Annotated in this window: 20 protein-coding genes; 14 read left to right on the forward strand and 6 right to left on the reverse strand. The window is 37.9% G+C overall.

What is annotated here, in order from left to right; all coding sequences use genetic code 11:
* Positions 1-155 precede the first annotated feature (155 nt).
* The 3 genes from RGQ13_RS04515 (at position 156) to RGQ13_RS04525 (ending at position 2,847) form a co-directional block, all read left to right on the forward strand.
* Entirely contained in the window at positions 156-569 is a 414-nt protein-coding gene (locus RGQ13_RS04515) for a DUF6326 family protein (protein WP_348392369.1), read from the forward strand.
* Positions 570-752: 183 nt separating this feature from the next.
* Positions 753-1,847 (forward strand): helix-turn-helix domain-containing protein, encoded by a 1,095-nt coding sequence (locus tag RGQ13_RS04520; RefSeq protein ID WP_348392370.1) that lies wholly within the window; start codon positions 753-755, stop codon positions 1,845-1,847.
* Positions 1,848-2,124: 277 nt separating this feature from the next.
* Complete coding sequence (locus RGQ13_RS04525; RefSeq protein ID WP_348392371.1) at positions 2,125-2,847, forward strand: hypothetical protein; 723 nt, start codon at positions 2,125-2,127, stop codon at positions 2,845-2,847.
* A 79-nt stretch (positions 2,848-2,926) separates the two neighbouring features.
* Here RGQ13_RS04525 and RGQ13_RS04530 read toward each other — a convergent pair whose 3' ends face one another.
* From RGQ13_RS04530 to RGQ13_RS04550, 5 genes are all read right to left on the reverse strand, one after another.
* Positions 2,927-4,216: a sensor histidine kinase gene (locus tag RGQ13_RS04530; protein ID WP_348392372.1), complete on the reverse strand. Its 1,290-nt coding sequence runs from the start codon at positions 4,214-4,216 to the stop codon at positions 2,927-2,929.
* A gap of 14 nt (positions 4,217-4,230) precedes the next feature.
* Positions 4,231-4,953: a response regulator transcription factor gene (locus tag RGQ13_RS04535; RefSeq protein WP_348392373.1), complete on the reverse strand. Its 723-nt coding sequence runs from the start codon at positions 4,951-4,953 to the stop codon at positions 4,231-4,233.
* A gap of 76 nt (positions 4,954-5,029) precedes the next feature.
* Positions 5,030-6,136, reverse strand: coding sequence for a type 1 glutamine amidotransferase domain-containing protein (locus RGQ13_RS04540; RefSeq protein ID WP_348392374.1), 1,107 nt, complete (start codon positions 6,134-6,136; stop codon positions 5,030-5,032).
* 87 nt (positions 6,137-6,223) lie between these two features.
* Positions 6,224-8,707 carry an ABC transporter permease gene (locus tag RGQ13_RS04545; RefSeq protein WP_348392375.1) on the reverse strand — a complete coding sequence of 828 codons (2,484 nt, stop codon included), beginning with the start codon at positions 8,705-8,707 and terminating at the stop codon, positions 6,224-6,226.
* A complete protein-coding gene (locus RGQ13_RS04550; protein WP_348392376.1) occupies positions 8,701-9,453 on the reverse strand; it encodes an ABC transporter ATP-binding protein in 753 nt (250 codons plus the stop codon). Before RGQ13_RS04550 ends, RGQ13_RS04545 begins: the two co-directional genes overlap by 7 nt.
* Positions 9,454-9,668: 215 nt before the next feature.
* Here RGQ13_RS04550 and RGQ13_RS04555 point away from each other — a divergent pair, with 215 nt between their 5' ends.
* The 4 genes from RGQ13_RS04555 (at position 9,669) to def (ending at position 11,620) form a co-directional block, all read left to right on the forward strand.
* On the forward strand, positions 9,669-10,478 hold the full coding sequence (locus tag RGQ13_RS04555) for a phytanoyl-CoA dioxygenase family protein (protein WP_348392377.1): 810 nt from the start codon (positions 9,669-9,671) through the stop codon (positions 10,476-10,478).
* Positions 10,479-10,508: 30 nt separating this feature from the next.
* Positions 10,509-10,814 (forward strand): hypothetical protein, encoded by a 306-nt coding sequence (locus tag RGQ13_RS04560; RefSeq protein ID WP_348392378.1) that lies wholly within the window; start codon positions 10,509-10,511, stop codon positions 10,812-10,814.
* Positions 10,815-10,881: 67 nt separating this feature from the next.
* A complete protein-coding gene (locus tag RGQ13_RS04565) occupies positions 10,882-11,052 on the forward strand; it encodes a hypothetical protein (protein ID WP_348392379.1) in 171 nt (56 codons plus the stop codon).
* Between the two features lie 19 nt (positions 11,053-11,071).
* Complete coding sequence (def, locus tag RGQ13_RS04570; protein ID WP_348392380.1) at positions 11,072-11,620, forward strand: peptide deformylase; 549 nt, start codon at positions 11,072-11,074, stop codon at positions 11,618-11,620.
* A 31-nt stretch (positions 11,621-11,651) separates the two neighbouring features.
* On the opposite strand, the gene mmuM is transcribed toward def, so the two are convergent.
* Complete coding sequence (gene mmuM / locus RGQ13_RS04575; protein WP_348392381.1) at positions 11,652-12,575, reverse strand: homocysteine S-methyltransferase; 924 nt, start codon at positions 12,573-12,575, stop codon at positions 11,652-11,654.
* Between the two features lie 317 nt (positions 12,576-12,892).
* On the opposite strand from mmuM, the gene RGQ13_RS04580 reads away from it, so the two are divergent.
* The 7 genes from RGQ13_RS04580 to RGQ13_RS04610 all read left to right on the forward strand — a co-directional run bounded on the left by RGQ13_RS04580 (position 12,893) and on the right by RGQ13_RS04610 (position 24,257).
* The gene (locus RGQ13_RS04580; RefSeq protein WP_348392382.1) at positions 12,893-14,497 is read left to right on the forward strand and encodes an ABC-F family ATPase; all 1,605 of its coding nucleotides are present in this window, start codon (positions 12,893-12,895) and stop codon (positions 14,495-14,497) included.
* Between the two features lie 150 nt (positions 14,498-14,647).
* A complete protein-coding gene (locus RGQ13_RS04585) occupies positions 14,648-15,106 on the forward strand; it encodes a YehS family protein (protein WP_348392383.1) in 459 nt (152 codons plus the stop codon).
* A 116-nt stretch (positions 15,107-15,222) separates the two neighbouring features.
* Positions 15,223-15,684 carry a hypothetical protein gene (locus RGQ13_RS04590; RefSeq protein ID WP_348392384.1) on the forward strand — a complete coding sequence of 154 codons (462 nt, stop codon included), beginning with the start codon at positions 15,223-15,225 and terminating at the stop codon, positions 15,682-15,684.
* 244 nt (positions 15,685-15,928) lie between these two features.
* Positions 15,929-17,239: a TolC family protein gene (locus RGQ13_RS04595; protein ID WP_348392385.1), complete on the forward strand. Its 1,311-nt coding sequence runs from the start codon at positions 15,929-15,931 to the stop codon at positions 17,237-17,239.
* A gap of 22 nt (positions 17,240-17,261) precedes the next feature.
* Complete coding sequence (locus RGQ13_RS04600; protein ID WP_348392386.1) at positions 17,262-18,518, forward strand: efflux RND transporter periplasmic adaptor subunit; 1,257 nt, start codon at positions 17,262-17,264, stop codon at positions 18,516-18,518.
* Between the two features lie 51 nt (positions 18,519-18,569).
* The gene (locus RGQ13_RS04605) at positions 18,570-21,704 is read left to right on the forward strand and encodes an efflux RND transporter permease subunit (RefSeq protein ID WP_348392387.1); all 3,135 of its coding nucleotides are present in this window, start codon (positions 18,570-18,572) and stop codon (positions 21,702-21,704) included.
* A 156-nt stretch (positions 21,705-21,860) separates the two neighbouring features.
* On the forward strand, positions 21,861-24,257 hold the full coding sequence (locus tag RGQ13_RS04610; RefSeq protein WP_348392388.1) for an Ig-like domain-containing protein: 2,397 nt from the start codon (positions 21,861-21,863) through the stop codon (positions 24,255-24,257).
* Positions 24,258-24,411 lie beyond the last annotated feature (154 nt).

A 24,411-nucleotide genomic window follows, 5' to 3' on the forward strand; every position in this document is an offset into this window, starting at 1 on the left:
TTTTGTATCTCCTAATCTTTAAAAACTAGCAAACAATGCAATTTTTTGAAAATAATTGAAATAATACGTTCGAATAGGCCCATTTAAACGACAACACCACTAAATTTTGGCATTTTTCATATCAAAACCAACTAATTATTTAATTAAGGATTTATATGAAAGTTTTTGAATGGGATGGCAATCGTAGGAACCTATTACCTTTTCTTTGGATTTATCTAACAGCGAATTATATCTATTGCGATGTGTTTACTTTACATCTTGCCAAATATTTAGAGGCATTTTTATCTGGTGATGTAGGTGGCATGAAGATCACAGAAGAATTTTTATTAGTATTTGCCGTAATAATGCAAATTCCTGTGATCATGATTGTTTTGTCTAAGTTCTTAACGTTCAAACTAAACAAATATTTTAATATTGTTGCGGGTATCATTACTACGTCCATACAAGCCTTTACGGTGACAATGGGCGGCACACTTCACTATATGTTCTTTAGTTTTTTTGAGATTTTTACCGGCTTATTCATTATTTATTTAGCAGTCACTTGGAAACAAGAAAAAGTGGAAATTTAACTTTAACATCAACTGTTCAGTAAAAGTGTTTGATCTTTTTGTAGAATATAAATCGACTTTTTGACGATATGTGGATTCAGGTACAGTTTAACTTTATAATTACAGGACGTTATAAAAATTCTTATCTTTGGTAATCAAATGGTCAACCTTTTTCCCACAGTTATATACTCCTGCATGATGGGAATGACAACAATCGCTTTATTAGAGGTTTTTAATAGGCCAAAGGAAAGACAAAATGTTTTCCTTAAAGGTTTGCTTTTGTTATTGCTGATACATTTGGCAGGTGAGCTTTTTATATATTCAGGCGCATATGTTTATGCGCCAGCACTAGCTGGTGCACAATTTCCATTCAGAGTTTTGCTTGGGCCAGCCCTCTACTTTTATGCGCATGCAACTATGTCACCAGACAAAGCAATAGATAAACGGTTGTGGGCATTGGCAATATCTGGACCTATTTTAGTTGTGCTGGTAATGGTTCCTTTTATTTTTATGATTAGCCCAGCAGAGAAACTGGCTTTAGCTAACCCCGTTACAAGAGACCCTGAGCTTTGGAAAATAGCCGTATTTACTTGTTTATCCGCGACCTTTGTATTTATCTTTTTCACTGTTTTATTCTTAGTAATGGCCTTAAAGCTCCACAACTCACACCGTCAACAACTTATGGAACGCTTTTCTGAAATTGAGCAACGTTCATTAGGTTGGTTTAGAACTGTACTGCTAATTTGGGGAGCTGTATGGTTAATGTATGCTATTGAATTTTCTCTAAGTGCGTTGGGCTGGTTTTGGTTTGGCTCAGGCAAATTACTGCCAATTTTAGAGGTTTTTGCGCTGGCTATTTTTATCCAGAAGGCATTAAACCAAAAAATTCTTAATCAATCAGATAAAGGCATACCTCGTGCCAGCCAGACTAGAACCGCTTTACTTAGTTCTGAAAGAATGCAATTGATTGCATCAAAACTGGAACGGACTATGATCGATGACAAGTTGTTTTTGCAAGATAACTTATCGCTAAACAAGCTATCTGAATCTATCTCTGAAACTGAAAACCACATTTCAGAAACGCTCTCTCAATTTTTACAGACCAAATTTTTCCAATTTGTTAATGGCTTTCGAGTTGAAGAAGCGAAAAAAGCTTTACAGGATAGAGACAAATTAATCACTAGTATTGCCTATGACGTTGGTTTTAATTCTAAATCGACATTCAATACCGCGTTTAAAAAAATAGTTGGTTATAGTCCATCAGCATATCGAAATTTACTACTCGAAAATAAGCAGTAAACACTTTGAACTAATACGTTCTTGTGGGGCTATTTACAAGACAAATCCCTAGGTATCTTAACTGGGTAGTTTAAATAACAAACAGTAAAGGCGAGCCATACAGAAATGTGTGTCTCGCCTTTTTTATGGAACGACTTCTATTTCTCTTTGGCCGTATAGAGTAATAGATTTTATCTAATATTTAAGCCTAAATATTTTGTTTAGGCGCTATCAGGTTTCACCTTTATTTCACATCAAGACTAATATCATAAAGTTTTAATATCTCCAGAGGTAAAATATGAAGAAGAGTTGCTTATTACTGTTCTGCTTTGGTGCTGCGTTTTACGTCACCGCAGCAGAAAATACTACCAAGGAATTAATAGTGCTCAAGGATACTGTGAATCGCGCTATTATAAAATTTGAGCATACGGAAAGAGAGCTGTGGTCTTATACAATTTCTCGCTATGAAGACGAAGAGGGTGACATAACAAGCAGTATTGAACAATATTCACCACAAGCAAGTCAACCATGGCTGCTTAAACAAATTAATGGCCAACAACCGACAAAAAAACAAATTGAGAAGTTTGCGATAAATAAAAATAAACAAGAACAAGAGGGCAATATCCAACTCAAATTACGCAAGCTAATTGATCTTGAAAGCCTGTCTTTAGTATCTACCGACGATAAAAATATTGTTGTGGGGTTTAACGTTTACTTAAAGAAACTGGGAGAAGATGCGGCTGGTAAACTTCAGGGAGAGTTAACCTATCAAAAAGAAGCACAATTTATTGAAAAAATATCTATATGGAACAGCGCAGAATTTTCTCCCATGTTTACTGCCAACATTACCGACTTAGCGATAACGTTTACTTTTACCAATATTGATGGAGCAGTACTAACCAAGCAAACTGAAATGAAGATGAAAGGAAGCTTTGCTTACTTCACCGAAATTAACGAAACCTCTCAGGATGTTTTTTCAGAACATCAATATCAAGGTAAGACAGTAAATTCAACACAATAGAAAGATGAATTTGTGTCTAAAAAGGTAAAGCTGAATATACGTTTAAAAGCCAATCAATTGATTGGCTTTTAACGAGTTATTATTTCAACGTGATAGAAATTTTAGTTCCTTGCTCACTTGAAAACGTTAACAACCATCCCTGATGTTCACATAAACGTTTTACAATGGATAAACCGAAACCGTACCCCGTGCTTTGGCTACCTTTAACTGCTGGGTCGGTTACTTTATCTGAAATGCTTGCTTCAATACCAGGACCTGTATCAGTAACAATAAGTGTTTTATTTTGCATCTCAATGGTAACTCGGCCTTGTTGAGTATATTGAAAAGCATTACCAATTAAATTATCTAATAATACCGTTAACATACCTGACTGCGCATAGACCTCTACATCACAATTGTCGTTTACTTCAACTTGGATTGGTTTGTTATTAATGAGGTGATTCTGGTCAATAATAGATTGTTCAATTAATGGCAGCATTTTTATATTGTTTTTGTCTGCCTCAGTATGCTCTCCCCTTGCTAGGGTTAGCAGTGTGGTAACTGTTTGCTCCATTTGTGTACTTGCTTGAGATATGCGATCGATAATGGGCTTATTTTCATCTGCCGTTTGTTGATTACGGTACACTTCTACGGCATTTTTAATAATAGCGACAGGGGTTCTTAGTTCATGACTGACGTCACGAGTAAAGCATTTCTCTCTAAGTAAACTTTGGTTAATTCTCGCCATGGTGCTTTCTAAAGTTTGCGCTAAAATTCCTATTTCATTATTTGGAAATTGTTTAGCAAACTTATCTGGAATATTTTCAGGAGCAACGCCATTAACTAAATCGGCAAGCTGCTTTAATGGTACCGCGGTTTTTCTACCCAGCTGCCACGCGATTATAAAGGCGAGTAACACTAATATTAAGCCTGAAATTATCATTACTTTTAGTATGTTTTCAGTGATAGGGCGAACTAACAACATTTCACTGACTTCTGCGACAAGGTAAATGTTTTCTGATTTTGGTAGAGCTAATAAATGGTAATGACGACCGTTTTTTCCTGAAAATTCTTTTCTGTTTGGTTCGTCAATATATCGCTGCTTGATATCATCAGGTAAGGTGTTTTTTGAGAAGTATAACGCCATATAACTGACGCGAGGAGAAGACCACTGCTGATTTTTTTCATAGTCTTGTTGTAAATACTGAGCTTCTAACCTGATCTCTCGTTCAATAAAATCATCTTCAATAATGTACATTAGGGTGAAACACAGCATGCCCCATACCGTAGATATTAATAGAGTAAATAAGCAGAATTGGCTGACAATTTTTCTGCTTAAACTGTGAAATTTTATTGAAGGCTTTTGTTTTTTTACATCGCTATTTGTCATCGTTTTTTACTTCGCTATTTGTCATCGTTTTTTACTTCGCTTTTTACATTACTTTCAACATTTAAAAGGAAGCCAATACCATGCATGGTTTTTATCATCGGGTAATCAAAAGGCTTATCTAATATATTTCGTAACTGATAGATGTGAGATCTAAGCGCATCTGATTCAGTTGGCTCATCTCCCCATAGTTTTTGGGATAGCTTTGAACGACTAACCACTTGCGGATAGGTTTCTGCTAAAATTGTCAGAATGCGGTAGCCCATACTATGCAATTCAAGGTTTTTACCTGCACGGGTTACTTGCTGTGTTTTTCTATCGATAACCAGCTGATCAAACGTTAAGGTATGATCGGTTTGTAATAAATAACGCCTTGATAAAGCGAGGCAACGCACTTCCAACTCTTCTAAAGAAAACGGTTTGGTTAAATAATCATCTGCACCTAGTGTAAAACCGGAAATTTTATCGTCGATGCTGTCTCTTGCAGTAAGCATGATAACCGGTACGTGATGGCTAGCTTGTTTACGTATTTGTTGGCAAACTTCTAGCCCATCCATTACCGGTAAATTTAAGTCGAGAATGACTAAATCATAATGGTTAGTTAACGCCAGCTCCAAGCCTTGATCACCTTGGGTGGCAAAATCTAATACGTGACCTTTTTCTTCCATGTAGTCAGCAATATTTTGGGCAATACTTTGCTGATCTTCAACGACTAGAATATATAAAGATTGGTTATTCATAGCATTTCCCGAATTTGAACGTCCTTAACGATTTATTTAAAGCTATCGTTAAGGACAGGTTATTTTTGTAATTATCTTATAACGTTTTTAACATGTCTTGTGCTGGTTTGAAATCAGGTTTTGCAGTAATTAACTGATTCAATGTGGCTTTTGCATTTGCGGTTTGCCCTAATTTTGACTGTGTTTTTGCTATTTGCATATCAAGGTTAGGACTATTTATCGCTTTTTGTGCCACTAACATTAAAGCTAATGATTGCTCAAAATCGAGCGTTGTATCCGCTACTTTTAGAAAATAGAAACCGTACATACCAACTAAAGGGATATGGTATTGCTCTTGGCTCTTCGCAAGTGTATCAAGGGCTGATTGGTCACCCGCTATAAATTTAGCGATTACTGCCATGGTTTTATCTTCTAATTCTACTTCAGCTTTAACAGGCGTTAACCCTAAACTTTTAACTAACGCTGTCGCCACGTCTACTGTTGAGGTCGGGTTTTGGCCCGTAATTAAACGTCCGTCAACTGCAACATGGCTTAGCATAATTTCGCTTGATTGAAACTTAGCACCGCGTTCTGTCAATTTATCTTCAAGCATGAAATCAAAATCGTTTATCCACTTTTGACCAAACAGTTTTTCTTCTTGGTTGGTAAAGCTGTTTATCGCTTTATTAGCAACTAAATAACTGCCATCTTTTAGTTTTACATTAACTAATGCCGCTGGGCCATGACAAACTGCAGCGACACTGCCTTGCTGTTGATATATTTGGGCAATAACATTTTGTAATGCCGTATCTTTAGGTAAATCAAACATTGCACCTTTACCACCAACAACAAAAACAGCATCGTAAGCTTTTGCATCTACTGAACCAGTTGCAAGGGTTTTATTCAGTTTTGCCATAATAGTTTGATCATCTAATACTTTCGCATTATAGGATTTACTTGGGTCGTATTTATCCGCTTCTACGTGACCACCTTTTGGGCTGGCGATATCAACAGCAACCCCGTTATCATTGAATACTGTATAGGCTTTTGAAAACTCATCAAATTCATAACCAGGTTGTTTCTCACCTTGGCCATTACCACTGACGATCATTAATACTTTCTTGGTACTTGTTTCGGCCTGCACTTGAAATGTTGCAATTAATAACGTGATTAATACTAATGCCTGTTGTTTTATAATATTCATTTATCTCACTCCTATGTTAAGTATGAAACAAGTGTGTCAAAGCATGCGTGAAACATATGTGAAACTGTTTTGATTAAAAACATAATATTAAACATCGGCCATTAATTGTTTAACTGAACTCTTTAAACTGTGTCGGCTAGCGTATACACCTAGTAACGTTACTGTGCTTAAAATAATGGCTAATGTAATGAATAATATGAATAAATTTGGCTGATAAGTCAGTGAAAATTGCGATTGATAAATTAACATGCCGGTAATGTACGTACCTACTATCGCACCCGTTGCGATGATTAATGCAGTAATTAACCATTCAATAATGTTTAGCTGCAAGCACGTTTTCTTTAAAAAGCCGAAGCTCATAATGACACTGTTTTTTTTCTTTTCTTTACTTGCAAGCGCATTAATTGAGGACAAAATGACAATAATGGCGAGTAAAATAATCATCAAAGCAAAACCACTAATAACTTTGGTGATCATTGCTAAAATATCATCAAATTGTTTTGTCAGCTCCTGTAGAGAGATCATTCTTATGCTTGGATGAGCTTGCCATAATTGGCTAAGTAGTGGCCAGTGATCATCGTTAAGTTCTAAACTTGCCATATTGTATTGAGGCGCGTTGATATGTTGGATGGCTGATGGAGGCATTTGTACCCAGAAGGTAATTGAACCCGCCCCCGGTTTATAAACATGACTTGCAGTTATCGTGAAGGTAAAGCTTTGTTGATGAATAATAAAAGTAAGCTCATCGCCAAGATTCAAACCTAAATCGGTCATGACCTCTTCTTCAATCGATATTTGCTGCCAGTTTTTAGTGTCTTTCTTCCACCATAGCCCTTGAACCAAACGGTTTGTATTTGGAATAGTTTCGCTCCAATGTAACCTAATAGAACGTGATAACGTTGCTAAACTGTCACTGGGATTTTGGGTAAATTTATTGAGTGCCTGGTCATTAATTTTTACTACTTTGGCATACAAATAAGGAGCAGTTTGACGGAGACTAATTCCGTGTTGTTTAGACCATTTATCTATTGCCTGCATTTGTGGTTGACTGGCTTGTGAAACCATAACATTACCATCATGGGTTCTTTGATATGAAGTCATGGTGTCGCCTATGTCTTTTAAAAGCATTAGCGTAAACAATAATAAAAATGTGCTTAATCCAATCCCAAGAATTTGGGTGCTTTTACTTAATAAACGCTGTTTCATCATAAATAGGGTAAAAGGGATCAGCCCTGAAAGTTGTTGACTGGCTTTTTCGCCTAAGGTTAAAACCGTCCAACTAATAGCCGCCATCAATATGATGGTGACGGCTATACTGCCGACTAACATCACGGTTAATAAACCATTATCAGAGTAGTTCACTGCCACCAAAACCAGCACAACTAAGGCACATAGTTTAATTAAGCCTAAAGAAATACTTTTTTGATTTTGATGAAACAATTTAGCAACTGATGTTTGGCACAATGTTAACCAAACGGGAGAATGAAAGACCGCAAAAAGCAATACACAGCTTGCTATCGTTTTAGTCATAAGCCAAACATCTAATTGCCAATGGATTTGTGAAAATGTTTCAGCTAACCAGTCGACAATCAACCAATGAAATACAGCAGATAAAATTGCGACTACAGGTAATAACAGCAATATATTAATTAGCCATTTAAATAGTGATAACTGTAAACCAGTCGCTTTTGAAGCACCTAAGCTCATGCAAATGGCGGAAAAGTACTGTTCCTTTTTTATGTGAACTTGCGCGATTTGTTCAATGGCGATGGCGGCCATAAAAAATAAAACTATGGAGGCTAAACCTAAAAAATTTTCAGTGCGTTGCCAAAATAAAGCGAGCGGATGAGCGCCTTGTTTATGGTGAATTTGTGCTGCTGGAAGTTGCTCTTGTTGCCAATTAATAAGCTGCTGTATTTGTGATTTTGATGCAGAAACAAGGTATCGATGTTGAATAAGAGCTGTTGGAAAAGCTAACTTTTCCATATCAATGATATTCACCATGGCTCTCATAGAAACATTATGTCCTTCCATCAATCTATCTGGCTCGTGAACCAACACTCTGGATACAAAAAATGCTTGCTCACCTATGTTGATAGAGTCACCAATTGATAGCGTTAAACTGGCGAATAGTCGGCTGTCTAACCATATATTGCCAGCTGTAGGACCACCGTTTGTGGCTACTGCAGGGCTTTGCAGTGACGTTGAAGTGAGTAATTGGCCTTGTAAGGGGTAATCACTGCCTACTGCTTTTAGTTTTGAACGCTGCCATTTTCCATCAAATGTTAACGTTGCATTAATTTGTAATGTACTGACCACTTTGTCACTAAAATTGGTTAATGAAGTGAATTGATTAGTGGTTAATTTATCTTTTTGAGTTAATACCGCATCTGCGCCTAGCAGGTTTTGCAAGTTACTCTGCAAGTAATGTTGAATAGTGCTACTTGATAACGTCAAGGTGACAATAAAAACCATTAAAGTGGCTTGCACCCAGCGCAGTAGTTTTTGATGAGGTTGGCGGTATTCTTGCACAGAATAGTGCCAAGCGAGTTGCGTATGATGTTTTAACATGATGGCACCTGTCTTTCGTCGGTAGATAGGTTTTTAGTGATGTGTTGTGCTGTATGTTTTGTACTTTGTTTATCAACGATGCTAATCGATGATGTTTTAGTTAGCTCGCCATTAGCAAGTGAGTAAATGTTTTGCGCCTTACTTGCAAGCACGTTGCTGTGCGTAACAATGACTAAACCAGCGTTATTCTCTTGGCAGCAAGCAAATAAAATATCAGAAATTTCATTGGCATTGTGTTGGTCTAGATTGCCCGTCGGTTCATCGGCAAAAATAAATTTAGGTGAAAATACTAACGCACGAGCGATTGCGACTCGCTGTTGTTCGCCACCACTTAACTGTGATGGTTTATGATGGGCTCTATCTGACAATCCGACCTTTTCTAACCAATGTTCAGCTTTTTTAATCGCTTGTTTATCACCGCGTAATTTCAACGGCAAAGCAATATTGTGTAAAGCGGTTAACTCAGGCAATAAATGAAACTGCTGAAAAATAAAGCCTATTTCTGCGCGTAAGTTATCAAGAGTTGATAGGTGATTATTATTGATGAAATTGCCTTGACCTGAAGTTGGTTTTTCTAATCCAGAAAGCAGCATAAGTAAACTCGACTTACCTGCACCTGAAGGACCTGTTATGGCATAGGATTGCCCTTGGCTTATTGATAAATCAAGGTTTTCGAATAACGTAATAGTCGAACCAATGTTTCCAAAAGATTGAGCAACGTTTTTTAATTCAATTGAACAAGGCATAAATTTGCACCACAGTAATATTTAGTGATGGTATCTTAGGTAACTTGTTGTGAAAGGGATGTGAAATTTAAAAGAAAGAAAAATATAATGATTTAATTTAAGTTAAAGAGTATAAAGCATACCCTTTAATATTTTCATAACGGTTTACCACAGTAGTTACCACTAGATGAACAAAGGATAATGATGAATATAATCAATAGAAGGTATGCTAGTTAATGGTAGATAATCTAAGTCAATTGACCGCTAAAAAATTACATAGTAATTATGATGAACAAGGTTACTTTGTAATTCGAGACTATTTTAGTGCGCCTGAAATATCCTCCCTCAAGAAAGTAATATTAAAATTCCATGAATTATGGAAGCAAGATAATCTTGAATTTTATCAAGAAGAAGCGTTCAACTCTTCGTTAATTACTGGTAGTGAATACTTAGGTTTCGACGATAGAGTAGAGCTATTTAACTTTATTAGTTCAACAAAGATAATGACTGTGGTCGAATCACTAATGCCGAATAATCCAGCGTTTATGAATACGCAATTATTTTTTAACCCGGTTAATCCTCAGCAAAAAGATTTTTGGCATCGAGACTGTCAATATGACTATGACGTAGAAGATCAAAAGCAAGTCATTGATGAAACACAAGTAGTACATCTGCGTGTGCCTTTATTTGACGAACTCGGCATTGAGCTAGTGCCCGGCACGCATAAGCGCTGGGATAATGATGAAGAGTTTGATGTGCGACAAGAAGAAAAGGGCAGAACCAGCTGCGAAAGTCTTTCTGGAGGCAAAAAAATTAAGCTCGCTGCGGGGGATTTATTAGTTTTTTCAGCAGATATGATCCATCGTGGTCTGTACGGATTAGATCGGTTAGCGTTGGATATATTAGTGTTTGATTCTTCAGCCAATTATGTAGACTATGTTGATGACGATTGTTTGCCAGAGAGTTCAATGCTGGATAAAATTGCCGATCCACGGTTATATATGAATACTTTTGAGTTAAAGTCCATCCAATTAAAGTCAAAGTAAGTGCCATTTGAGAGAGTTTAAAACATGAAAATGAGCAAAATCGTCCAGCGATTGAACGTAAAGTTATTAGCCGTATTAGCCTTAGTAAATGAAGAGGCAAAGCAAGTTGATGGCTTTAGTCATTTAAGTCACACGGTTCAGTTCGATCTATTCCCTAGCAGTTTATTAGTGCTCTGCCACTTTAGTGACGAGCAGAAATTTCGTGATGCACAGGGCAGCCATGTTGAAACCAAATTACAAAAGCAATTGCATAAATTACTTTTAAAAAAAGGTATCGTGTTAAAAAATCCTAAGATGAATTTAAAGTTGCAAGGCCCTGCTGAAAAATCATCATAAAGTACAATATTACTATTGAACCATTGCAAGTGATCTAGCTTGCGAATAAATAAAGGTTAAACAAACTGTGTCTGAAAAAGTTATTAAATTTGAAATTGAAAAGCAAAATAAAAACAGTATTCGATATAAAGAAGTACCTGAAGACGGTATGCCACCGGTGTTAGGATCTATCTACGTGCAAAAATGGTTTGCCGGCGATAGCAAAAATATTGAAGTGACTATTAAGACTGAAGACTAAGATAAAAGACTAAAACGAAATGAGCCAAGTGAATCAAGCTAAAAGTAAGCCCTATGCTATTGCTCAATTAGGCCATGCGGTATTAAGAAAACGAGCGGTTGCGGTTAACGATATACTTGGCGATGAATGCCAGAAATTAATTAAGCAAATGATGTTAGCTGTACAAGAAGCTGGTGGAGTAGGAATTGCCGCACCACAAATTCATCATAGTGTACGTATTTTTATCATGTGTTCTAAACCCAATGCTCGATATCCAGACGCACCATTAATGGCGCCGACAGCAATTATTAATCCTGAAATATTGCATTATTCTGCTGAGAAAGTGAAAGATTGGGAAGGATGCTTAAGCGTGCCTAGTATGCGTGGTTTAGTGCCAAGGCATAGTCAGATCACGGTACGTTACTTTGACCAACAAGGTAATGAACAACAAAAAGAGCTATCTGGCTTTATCGCTCGTATTTTCCAGCATGAATTAGACCATTTGAACGGCTTAACGTTTATTGATCAATTAGCGTCGACGCAAGATTTGATCAGTGAAGTCGAATGGTATCAGCAGTTCTCTAAGTGAGCTAATTACAAAAGCAATCTAGGGTAGATTACTAAAGTAAATTGTTAACCATCGCTTTTATATGATCAGGTCCCATCCGACAACACCCGCCGATGATATCGGCACCACTGTTTGACCATGATTTTGCGGCAATGGCGCATTCAATCGGATCTGCAGTCCCATGCCATGTTTTGGTATCGGCATGAAAGCATTCACCTGAATTTGGATAAACAACGATGTGTTTAGTTGTGACACTTTTAAGTTCTAGTATTAACGACTCGACAAATTGTGGAGATGTGCAGTTTATTCCGACGGCGATAATATTTTGATTACTCTGTAATTTACCAGCTACATCTTTGAGTAAACTACCACTGCTAATATTCTTTTCATCACGACACGAAAAAGTCATCCAAGCAGGCTTTCTTTGCGAGGTAATTAAATCGCTTAATATTAGAGCTTCTTGCTCATTAGGTATAGTTTCGCAAGCCAATATGTCGGCGCTTGTTGATGCCAGAAGGTTTAGACGTCGTTGATGAAATTGGAAAAGATCGTTATCTGAAATTTGATAATCACCCGTATACTCCGATCCGTCAGCAAGATATGCCCCATATGGGCCGATACTGGCGGCGACGATAGGTTTAAAGTGAGTTGGATTGAGTTTCATGTATTTATCTACGGCTTGGCGAGCTAATTCAACAGAACTTTTTATAGTATTTTCAGCTTCTGCTAATGTTAATCCAAGATCAATAAATCCTTGTATAGAAGCCTGATAGCTAGCACTGATAATGCATTTTGCACCGGCATTTAAATAAGCTAAATGTGCTTCAACAATTGCTTGTGGATTTTCTAATAGAAGTTTAGCAGACCATAAATGGTTATTTAAATTGAAACCGCTAGATTCGAGCTGGGTGGCTAAACCGCCGTCAATAATAAACGGGAAGCGATCAAAAATAGGATTTTGTTGGCGTTCTTTCATTCGTTATTTCCTACACCCGTTACATAAAAGCCTAGCATTAGCAGTAAACGTTATATTAAAAAAATTCGAAGCACAAGAAATCTACTTATTTCCAATTATTGCTTAAAAGGTTTTGTATTTTATTGCGATTAATACGTAACATTTACGCTGCATTTTGTTTACCTTTAGTGGTTGGTGAAAAAATAACCATAAAAAGTCATTATTAGGTAGGGGAAAAGCCTTTATTCCTGTATACTGCGCGACCTTATGATTTTGACGTTCTAAGTGCTTTCACTATGAATAATCAATAACTGTTAGCACATTTTAGGAATATCCACTTGATCACTACATCGAACATTACAATGCAATTTGGCGCTGAGCCTTTGTTTGAAAACATCTCTGCTAAATTTGGCAATGGTAACCGTTACGGTTTAATTGGCGCAAATGGTTGTGGCAAGTCTACATTCATGAAAATCCTTAGTGGTGATTTAGTGCCGAGCTCAGGCAATGTCTCTGTCAGTACGGGTAACAAAGTAAGTACCTTGGGCCAAGACCAATTCGCATTTGAGCAGTACAGTGTTATTGATACTGTGATCATGGGTGATATGGCGCTATGGAAAGTAAAGCAAGAAAAAGATGCCATTTACGCAAAAGCTGAAATGACTGAAGCCGATGGCATGCGTGCCGGTGACTTAGAAAGCGAATTTGCTGAAATGGACGGTTACACCGCAGAAAGTCGTGCGGGTGAAATTTTATTAGAAGCCGGTATTGAAGAGTCTTTTCACTACGGTTCAATGCAACAAGTTGCACCAGGTTGGAAGCTACGTGTACTACTTGCGCAAGCATTGTTTGCTAACCCTGATATTTTATTACTCGATGAGCCTACCAACAACTTGGATATTCATACTATCAGTTGGTTAGAAGGTGAGTTGAATAAACGTAAATGCACCATGATTATCATCTCCCATGATAGACACTTTCTTAACTCTGTTTGTACTCATATGGCCGACATTGATTACGGTGAATTGCGTATTTACCCAGGTAACTATGAGTTTTTCCTCCAGCAATCTGCTTTATTACGTGAACAGTTATTATCGGGTAATGTTAAAAAGGCTGAAGAAATTGCCGAGTTACAAGACTTTGTAAACCGTTTTGGCGCTAATGCGTCAAAAGCCAAACAAGCCAGCTCTCGTGCTAAAAAGATGGATAAAATTAAACTTGATGATGTTAAATCTTCAAGTCGCATTACACCTAAAATTGCCTTTGCACCAGGTAAGAAAATGCATCGTCAAGCGTTAGAACTTGAACAACTTGGTCATGGATTTGATGGCGAAGTGTTATTTAAAAACGGCGATTTATTGCTAGAAGCTGGTGCTAAGTTAGCGATTATTGGGGAAAACGGCGTGGGTAAAACTACATTACTACGCTGTTTAATGAGTGAGTTAGAGCACGCTGAAGGTGTGGTTAAATGGTCTGAAAATGCTTCTGTAGGTTATTGCCCACAAGATAGCGGTTCATTTTTTGACAATGACTTAACATTGATGGATTGGATGTCGCAATGGCGTAGACCTTGTCATAACGACTTAAGTGTTCGTGGTATGTTAGGACGTTTATTGTTTACTGATGACGATGCAAACAAAAAAGCACGTAACTGTTCAGGTGGTGAGAAAAACCGTTTGTTATTTGGCATGTTAATGATGGGCGATATTAATGTATTGATTATGGACGAACCAACTAACCACATGGATATCGAAGCGATTGATGCATTGAACAATGCCCTTAAAGCTTTTGAAGGCACGTTAATTTTTGTCAGCCATGACCGTGAGTTTGTCTCAAGCTTGGCAACACGCATTATCGATATTAAAGATAAAGCATTGATTAACTTCCAAGGTACTTTAGATGAATACCTTGATAGCCAAAACACTGTAAAAAAAGTGGCGTAAACAACGTCTTACAAGACGGTCTGAAAACGCCGAATTGTATGCTTAAATCCTACGTAAACATTAACAATGGTACAACGCCAATAATGTCTGCGTAGGCTATACTTCTAGCGCATGACGCAAACATATTCACCTAAACCTCTGGGCCTATAAATGATAAATAATGATATTCTTCGTCGCTTAAGCAAAATTTTTGATTTTAATGATGAAAAAATACAAGCTGTTTTTGCGTTAAATCAATGTGACATAACATCTGAGCAATTAACATGTATGTTCAAAGAAAAAGATGACGCTGCTTATCAAGAATTATCTGATGTTGAATTCGCAAGTTTTTTAAATGGTTTGATTGTTGAAAAACGCGGCAAACAAGATGGTCCAGACCGTCAAGCTGAAGTTGAATTATCAAATAACATTATTTTTAATAAAATCAAAATAGCTTTAGCCTTAAAAGCTGATGACGTAATTGCAGTGCTTGAGCTTGCTGGGCTTGTTTTAGGTAAGTATGAATTAAGTGCCTATTTCAGAAATGTTAATAATAAGCATTATAAGCGCTGTACCGACGATGTTTTATCGTCATTTTTAAGTGGTTTAAAAATCAAATTTAGCGATTAACCTTAAACTTTTGTATACAGTAACTTTGTCATGTAATTTATTGTTACAAAGTTGCTTGGTGACTTCTTAGAACACCTGTTGTACATTACCGCCATATATTTTAAAGAGTGTTTACAGTGATAAAACAGCTTGTTGTTTGTATTTGGTTAATGGCGGCGATTGTTGTGCAATCGTTTGTAGCTGTTGCTGACTCATCAAATGACTTAAATATCGCTTTAACTCACCTTAAAATTGAACAACAACAACCGTATCTACAAGTACATGAAGATCATGGGCAACATCGAATACAACATCACAGCGACAAGATGAACAAAAGTTTGTCATTATTTGCAGATACTTATGTAGACCAAGATTTGAATAGTGCACAGGATGCGCTTTTAAGCGATTCTCCGTTATCTGACTCTCAACAAGAGCATAGTGACTGTCATCATTGTGGTCATTGCAGTACACCGCATGTTATTTGGGATTTAAGCGACGACTTACTCGCGCAATTTAATAGCACTGAAAATAATTACTTAACCAAAAGCTTTGCCCCACAAAGCAATATTGATAATACCCATCGCCCTCCAATTGGCTAACTATTACAGCAAACTTCTAGCTAAGTAATAGTATCAAGCTTAACAAATAGTTTAGAATTCGATAATTAATAGAATTGCTATAGCGCCCGTTATTATGGCCGCTTATTATCTAATTTTTAGCTCTTTACCTTACCGTGTTTAAGCTCTCATATTCGTCAAAACTGTACCTAACTTATGAACGATCGATATGTGCTCCTACTTATTACTTAGCGTTATCCTTAATTTAAAATATGGAGGGTATGCAATGCATATTCGACTAAGTAAACTATTTAATATAATTGAAAAACAATGGCGTATATCTGCTTTGTTAAAAGTGGCTTCTAAGCGCTTTTATCTACTGATTACGTTGTTTGTTTCTACGTCAAGTTTGGCGCAGCAACCGCAATTACAACAGTCATTAACACTGCAACAAGCGATTGTAAAATCATTACAGCAACACCCCGACCTTAAGGTCTATTCATATCAATCTGAAGCTGCACAAGGTGCGATAAAACAGGCTGGAGTGGGCTCACCTATGAGCTTAAATGTAAAAGTTGAAGATGTACTTAGCTCTGGTGAGTATTCTGAATTTTCGTCAATGCAAACCAGTATTTCAATTGCTTGGTTACTTGAAGGCGATCGTATAAACGCCAAGGTGAATTACGCCAAACAACAAGCGACAGTTACCGAGCTCAATAAGCAAAGTAAAGCGTTGGATGTGGCCGCAGATACCGCCAAACTCTACATTACCTTATTGGCACAAAATGAGCAGTTGAAGCTTGCTAAGATTGCCCTTAAACAATCGCAAGATGCGTTTAGGCAAGTGGAACAACGTGTAATTGCCGGTAAATCTCTCCTTGTTGATAAGCTACGAGCAAAGGCGAGCGTCGCTAAAAAAGAGTTGGTTGTTGAAGATCTTAACCATGAAATAGAGGCAAGCCGCGCCAGCCTTGCTGCACAATGGCAAGGGGATAGTAACTTTACCGTGACTGGCTCACTAGGTGATATTCCATCTTTAACCACAGTTGATAACGCGTATAACAAACTTAAAAACCATCCTAAATTTAAGCAACTCGCAGCACAAAAGCGTATTAGCGAATCTGCTATTGCGGTTGCCAAAGCGAATGAAAACCCAGCTTGGCAATTTAGTGCAGGTGTTAAACATGATGAGTTAAGTGGCGATGCGTCGCTTACTGCTGGTGTATCAATTCCATTTGGCGGTGAAAACCGTAATCTTGGACAAATTATAGAGTTACAGGCAAAGCAAGGTGGCAAGCAAGCTGAACTAGATGCTTGGTATAAAAACATATCAACAGAGTTGTTGTTGACCACTCATAAGCTGAAACACAATCGTCATGTAATAGAAGGGTTAGGTGAAGAAATTATTCCCGCATTAGAAGGTGCTAACAGCAGCGCTGAAGATGCCTACCGTGTTGGACGTTATAGCTACAGCGAATGGTATAACGTACAACAAGAGCTTATTGACGCGCAATTTGAATTGATTGATGCGTACAGCAATGTTCATTATTTGAATATTGAATTAGAGCGATTAACCGGTACAGCCACAAACCTATAAGCCATTTTATTTGAGAACATTTATGAATATTAAAACAATTTTAATGGCTGTTATGGCCAACATTAGTTTATTAACTAGCACAGTAGTTTTCGCCAGTGGCGATCACAGCGAAAAATCAGAGCAACATCAACAAGGTGAAGAGCAACACCAAGAAGCACAAAAAGGGCCAAACAATGGCCGTTTATTAATTGATGGCGATTTTAGTTTAGAGTTGGTGTTATTTGAAGGCGGCTCTAAACCTGAGTATCGAGTATTCGCTAATAATAACCATCAACAACTGGACCCAAAAACTGTCGCCGTTGATATTACTTTAACGCGACTTGGCGACATCAAAGATACGGTGAACTTTTCACCCAAAAACAATTACTTAAAAGGCGATGTTGTTATTTATGAACCGCATTCTTTTATTGTTAACGTTAATGCAAGTTATACAGGTAAAAACTACAGTTGGCATTTTGAAAGCTTAGAGGGACGTACCCAAATAAGCCATGAGATGGCTGTGGATATGGGCGTGGAAACATCAATCGTTGCTGCAAAAATGTTAACTGCGACTGTACCTGTATTTGGCCAACTCACTTTAACTCCAAATAGTCAGCGCTTTATCAGTGCTCGTTACCCTGGCGAAGTGGTGCAACTCAATGTTGAGCTTGGCCAAGTGGTTAAAAAAGGTCAACATTTGCTGACAATACGAAGTAATGAGAGCTTGCAGTCATATAAAGTTTACGCACCTATTTCAGGTGTGGTTAGCCGCCAAAATACCGGTATTGGCCAACAAACCAATAGTGATGTTTTATTAGCAATTATCAATACTAATGCTCTTATGGCTGAACTTAATGTTTATCCAAGCGAGCAGCCTAAGGTAAAAATTGGAGCTGAAGTTGAGTTATCGATCACTGGTGTTGAGCAAACGATAAGCGGTCAAATTATGGATTCATTGACGATGGTGAATGCACAACAAGCAAAAATATATCGCGTTAAAGTAGACAACAGCCAAGGCCATTTTACCGTTGGGCAATTTGTTGAGGCCGATATTGCTGTGAGTAGTTTTCAAGCTGACATGGCGGTAAATGCAGATGCGTTGCAAAGCTTTAGAGATTTTACTGTTGTTTATGAAAAAGTAGGCGATGAATACGAAGTTCGCATGCTTAAACTTGGCCGAAAAGCCGGAAATTGGGTTGAAGTTATTTCGGGAATTAAAGCCGGTAGTGAATATGTTTCAGGTAACAGTTATTTAATCAAAGCTGATATTGATAAAGCAGGTGCTTCTCATGACCACTAATCCCTATATTTCATTGAAATTAATGTCCGTTTTTGTGGGAGTAAAATAGCTATGTTGGAATCTATTTTAAAATTTGCGATTGAGCGAAGTCGCTTAATATTGGTGATGGTGTTAACCGTTGCCGCATTAGGTGCTTACAACTTTACCAAACTGCCAATTGATGCCGTGCCAGATATCACCAACGTACAAGTTGTTGTCAATACAGAGGTTGCGGGTTATACGCCGTTAGAAGTTGAGCAACGAGTAACGTACCCATTAGAAACCGCACTTGCAGGTGTACCAAATTTGCAGAGTACACGTTCGGTATCTCGTTATGGATTATCGCAAGTCGTGGCAATTTTTAGTGACGATACTGATATTTATTTTGCTCGCCAACTTATAAGTGAGCGTTTAAATAGTGTTAAATCGCAATTACCAAATGGTGCAGTTCCAGAGCTTGGCCCAGTTTCTACCGGGCTTGGTGAAATATTTATGTTCACTGTTGATGCCTTGCCAAATGCAACCAACAAAGACGGTAGTGCAATAACCGCGACTGATCTGCGTACCGTGCATGACTGGACAATAAAGCCGCAATTAATGCAAGTTGATGGCGTTGTTGAAGTAAACCCAAGTGGTGGTTTCAAACGAGAAATTTTAATTGCCTTTGAACCGGCAAAGCTATTGTCATTTGGTTTGAGTCAAAGTGATGTAACCAACGCTATTATGGCGCATAACCAAAACCAAGGGGCAGGCTTTATTGAAAAAAGTGGTGCTCAGTGGTTAGTGCGTATGACTGGTCAGTTAACCGATTTAGAACAGTTGGCCAATATTACAATTCGCACTAATAGCGGACAAATGTTGAAAGTGAGCGATGTTGCCAACGTTACCGAAGGCAAAGAGTTACGCTCTGGCGCGGCCACTCAAAATGGTCACGAAGTTGTATTAAGTACTGTGTTTATGTTGATTGGCGAAAATAGCCAAACGGTTGCCAAAGCAGTGGCAGAAAAGTTAGCTGAAGTTAATAAAAGTTTGCCGCAAGGCATCGTTGCTAATGCTGTTTATGACCGTACAACCTTAGTGAATAAAACCTTAGATACGGTTAAAGCCAACTTAGTTGAAGGTGCTATTTTAGTCATTGTTATTTTATTTTTGCTGCTAGGTAATGTGCGCGCTGCTTTATTAACCGCTGCCGTGATCCCATTTGCGATGTTAATGACAGTAACGGGGATGGTGCAAGCGGGTGTTAGTGCCAATTTAATGAGCCTTGGCGCGCTAGATTTTGGCCTGTTGGTTGATGGCGCTATTATCATTGTTGAAAACTGCTTACGCCGATTAAGCCAAGCAAGTACTTTAGCCAAGGCGCAAGGCAGAGATACAATTTTGCCAGTTAAAGAGCGTTTAGTTTTAGTGTTTGATGCGACGAAAGAAGTGATCCGTCCTGCATTATTTGGGGTGTTTATTATCACCGCGGTATATTTACCAATATTTGCCTTAGAAGGTGTTGAAGGCAAAATGTTCCACCCAATGGCGATAACAGTTGTAATTGCCCTGGTAAGTGCAATGATTTTGTCGATCACGTTTGTGCCTGCAGCAATTGCCATTTTGTTTAAGCGACCTGTAATAGAAAAACCTAATTTGATCATTAATACGTGTGAACGTTTATACAAGCCTATACTTACTTTTGTTATAAAAGGCCGTTGGTTTATTGTCGCTTGTGCGTTTGCATTAGTGGTTAGCGCGGTTTCTATGGGCAGTAAGTTGGGCCAAGAATTTGTACCTAATTTAGATGAAGGTGATATTGCCATGCATGCTATGCGCATACCTGGTACATCACTTTCGCAATCGGTAGAGATGCAAACATTACTTGAAACTTACATCGCTCAAATGCCTGAAGTGGAACGTGTTTATTCAAAAATAGGCACACCAGATGTTGCCACCGATCCTATGCCGCCAAGCGTTGCCGATACGTTTATCATTTTAAAACCTCGCGATCTTTGGGCAGATCCTAACAAAACTAAAAACCAGTTAGTAAGTGAACTCGAAACCATCGTGCGCCAAGTTCCTGGCAATAATTACGAATTTTCGCAGCCAATTCAAATGCGTTTTAATGAGTTAATTGCCGGTGTTCGTGCTGAATTAGCCATTAAAATATTTGGTGATGATTTTGATACCTTAGCAGCAACAGGTCAAAATATTGCTGCTGCTATAGCTAATGTAGAAGGCATTAAAGATGTCGCAGTTGAGCAAACCACAGGCTTACCGGTATTAACGTTAATTCCTAAAACTCAGCAACTTGGTCAATATGCGATTACTTTAGCAGAGCTGCAACAACAAGTTGCAACCGCTATTGGTGGTACGCAAGCGGGCAACTATTATCAAGGTGATAAACGCTTTGATATTGTAGTGCGTCTGCCTGAGCAAAAACGTAACGACCTTGACTACTTAACGCATTTACCTATTACCTTGCCAAGTGGGGGATATGTACCTTTAAAAGAGCTAGCTAGCATAGAGCTTATAAGTGGGGCTAATCAGGTAAATCGTGAAAACGGTAAACGACGAGTAGTGGTAACTGCAAACGTTCGAGAGCGCGACTTAGGAAGTTTTGTTGAAGATGTAAAACAAGCGATTAATGACAATGCCGAAATACCTGCTGGCTATTGGCTTGAGTACGGCGGTACGTATCAAAAACTGCAATCGGCAACTAAACGATTATTGGTGGTTGTGCCGGTAACCTTAGTGTTAATTATTGCCCTGTTAATGTTAGCGCTCGGCTCATTTAAAGATTCGATGATTATTTTTAGTGGTGTACCCTTAGCCCTTACTGGTGGCATATTTGCATTAGTGTTGCGCGATATTCCATTTTCAATATCGGCGGCAGTAGGCTTTATTGCATTGTCTGGTATTGCGATATTGAATGGTTTGGTCATGGTGTCGTTTATTCGCGAATTAAGGCGTAACAATTTGGCCTTAGAGCTTGCGATTATTAAAGGTGCAATTACTCGTTTACGACCGGTAATTACTACCGCACTTGTAGCATCTCTTGGCTTTATACCAATGGCGTTAAATACTGGTATTGGCTCTGAGGTGCAACGACCTTTAGCGACCGTTGTTATTGGCGGGATTATCTCTTCTACGTTATTAACCTTATTTGTATTGCCTGCGCTGTATCGGCTGCTTCATAAGGACAAAAATAAAACAATGGACTAATGACTTAAAAGCAGGTAGCTAAATAGCACCTGCTTTTGTAACTAAATCTACTGATGAAAAATACACTTTTTGACATTTGTTAATATCTTGTTATTCTAATTTTATTGCATAGATGTGCAATATTACTAGGATAATACTAATAAAGTAGAGAATGTTATGGAAAATAAAAAATTAATTTGTTCATTGTTCACAGCTGTTTTATTGACTGGTTGTGGCGGTGGCGGTGGCGGTGGTTCTTCAGATTCAACTAAGGTTGATACAAATACCGCACCTGTTGCTGTAGCTGATACCGGAACTGCGCAAAATAATAATTCAGTGACGGTGAATGTTTTAGAAAATGACACTGATGCGGAACAAAATAGCCTTTCAATTACAAATATTACTACCGCTCCTGGAAATGGTAGCGCCGAAATATCGGGTAGTTCAATTGTTTATACGCCAAATACTGACTTTGCCGGCTCTGATTCATTAACTTATGCAGTTTCTGATGGTGAATTTACAGCAACAGCAGAGTTACAACTTGCAGTTAATCACACCTTAACTATTGCAGGACAAGTAACAGATAGCCCAATAGCTAATGCAGAAGTGACATTTGAAAGTAATGGTCAGGTATATTCAACAACAGCAGATGCAGAAGGTAACTATTCACTAGATATTGTTATTGATGACATGTTTGCCAACCTTATATTGACTGCTACCGGTAGCTCTGAGCTAGGCCAAGAGAATGTGCAGCTAATTTTGTTTGTAGGTGAAGCTAAATCTTTATTACAAAATATAGATGAAAGTCGTGAATTAGTCAGCGATCCAAACGCAACTAACATTACTCATGTTTCAACTGCAATGTATTTGTTAGCCAAAGATTTAAATGACGATAAAGAGTTTACCACGATACAAGAGTACCTTGATGCTGCAAGTCAAATCTCAGTTGAAGAGCTTATCGAAACGGCAACTTTTATTAAATTAATGATCGATAATGAAAATTTCAACTTACCAAGTGGTGAAACAATCATTACCTTCCTCGATAATACTAATGGGGGAACTGCATCAACAGTGGAAGCTATAAATGTATATTTAGAGATAAACGACTTAGTTGATGAAAATGGTTTTGAGACTATTGAATACAGTAATGCATTTGAAGCGGCGAAAACTGAAACGGTTAATGATCCAAATGTTGTGTTGCAGTTTACTGAAGATATGCTAATTGGTGAAAGCTTAGTTGAACTTAACGATACGCAAGAAGGCTGGTTAGATTTTTCAGCAAATGTTACAAAGCTCAATGCTAATGGTTTAGCAACTAATTACGGCTCTACGTATAGATCAACTCCTACAGTAAATGGTATAACTTGGTCTGTCGAGAGCGGCAAGTTAATCTATAGTTATGATCAATTAAATTCTGTAATGATTCGAGAGTTTTCTAACTCTTTTGAAGAGCTTGTTAATGATTTTGGCTTTGATCAAAGTGTTCAAAATGAACTCTTACAAGCTCAAAATCAAGGGATAATTCCGTCTGGGATTCCACTTGAAATTCGCCATGGATTTATTAATAAAACAATTACGTTGTTAGCTAAAAGTGAAGATACTTACAAAGTAGAAGAACAAACAGAGTATGGCTATGAATTAGTGATGCCGAGCGAGATGAACTGGCAAGCTGATAACCCTTTAAGCTTTTGGCACGAACAAAATACTGTTACTTACGTGAAGCCTAATACCAGTGTATTAAAGGATGCAGTGTTAGCTGACTTGATTGGCGATTGGGTTATGTCATTAGATTACACTATTGATAAAGATTATTGGAGCCTTCAACCTGTTGATGTTGCAGGTAGCGATGTTGTAAGTATTAATGAAACAACAGCTAGCTCACGTTTATCAAGTCATCAATTTAGTGTTGCTTTTGAAAATGGCACAATCACGTTAAAAGAGGGAGCTGTCACTTACCGAATTACACCGTTTCAACAAACTGGTAAAAATTATTTAGCTTATACAGAAAAACTAGTAAACAATACATTCGACAAAGCTTACGTTTGGCAAATGAGTAAGTTTGATACTACTTATCCTAAACTTACCAATAATCTTGCTACAGAATTACCAGAGTTCCAACTTGCGAATATTAATGGCTATTTTAAAGAGCACTGGGAAGGTGATAAATTAAAATTAGCAGAAATATGGGGATACCAATTTAAAGCCGATGGAACATTGCGCCGAGGCATTTACGGCGAGCCGGCAAACTCTGGTGCTGAAATTGAAGTTGAACATTTTTATTTAGGTGATGAACGCTGGACATGGGATACCGCTAGCAATGTGGTTAATTTAAGGTTTTCTGATTACTATTCAGACCGTCACCGAACTTGGGAAGTGATAAATGTTGATGACAATGGTCGAGCGCTAGTGTTCGAATATTCGACATGGGGAATGGATAAAAACGAAGACGGTGTAGTTACTGCCGATGAAACTGGGCAATTCATATATCCAAGAATTAATACTGTTTCAAAAGAAGATATGAGTGACTGGGCTGAAGCTTGGAAAAATACGCAAGACTATGGTTTAGTTAACTAGTCATTATATTGACCGCTTAATAAACTGAAGGCGAACCACGAGGTTTGCCTTTTTTACATCAAGGATGATGGAATATTAATTTGGCATGGACTGTTCCTACGCACCCTCGGCAATTGCTCCCTCGATAACTGAACCTGAGTTATTCTCGGCACTT

It is taken from the genome of Thalassotalea psychrophila, from assembly GCF_031583595.1.
Classification (GTDB): domain Bacteria; phylum Pseudomonadota; class Gammaproteobacteria; order Enterobacterales; family Alteromonadaceae; genus Thalassotalea_A; species Thalassotalea_A psychrophila.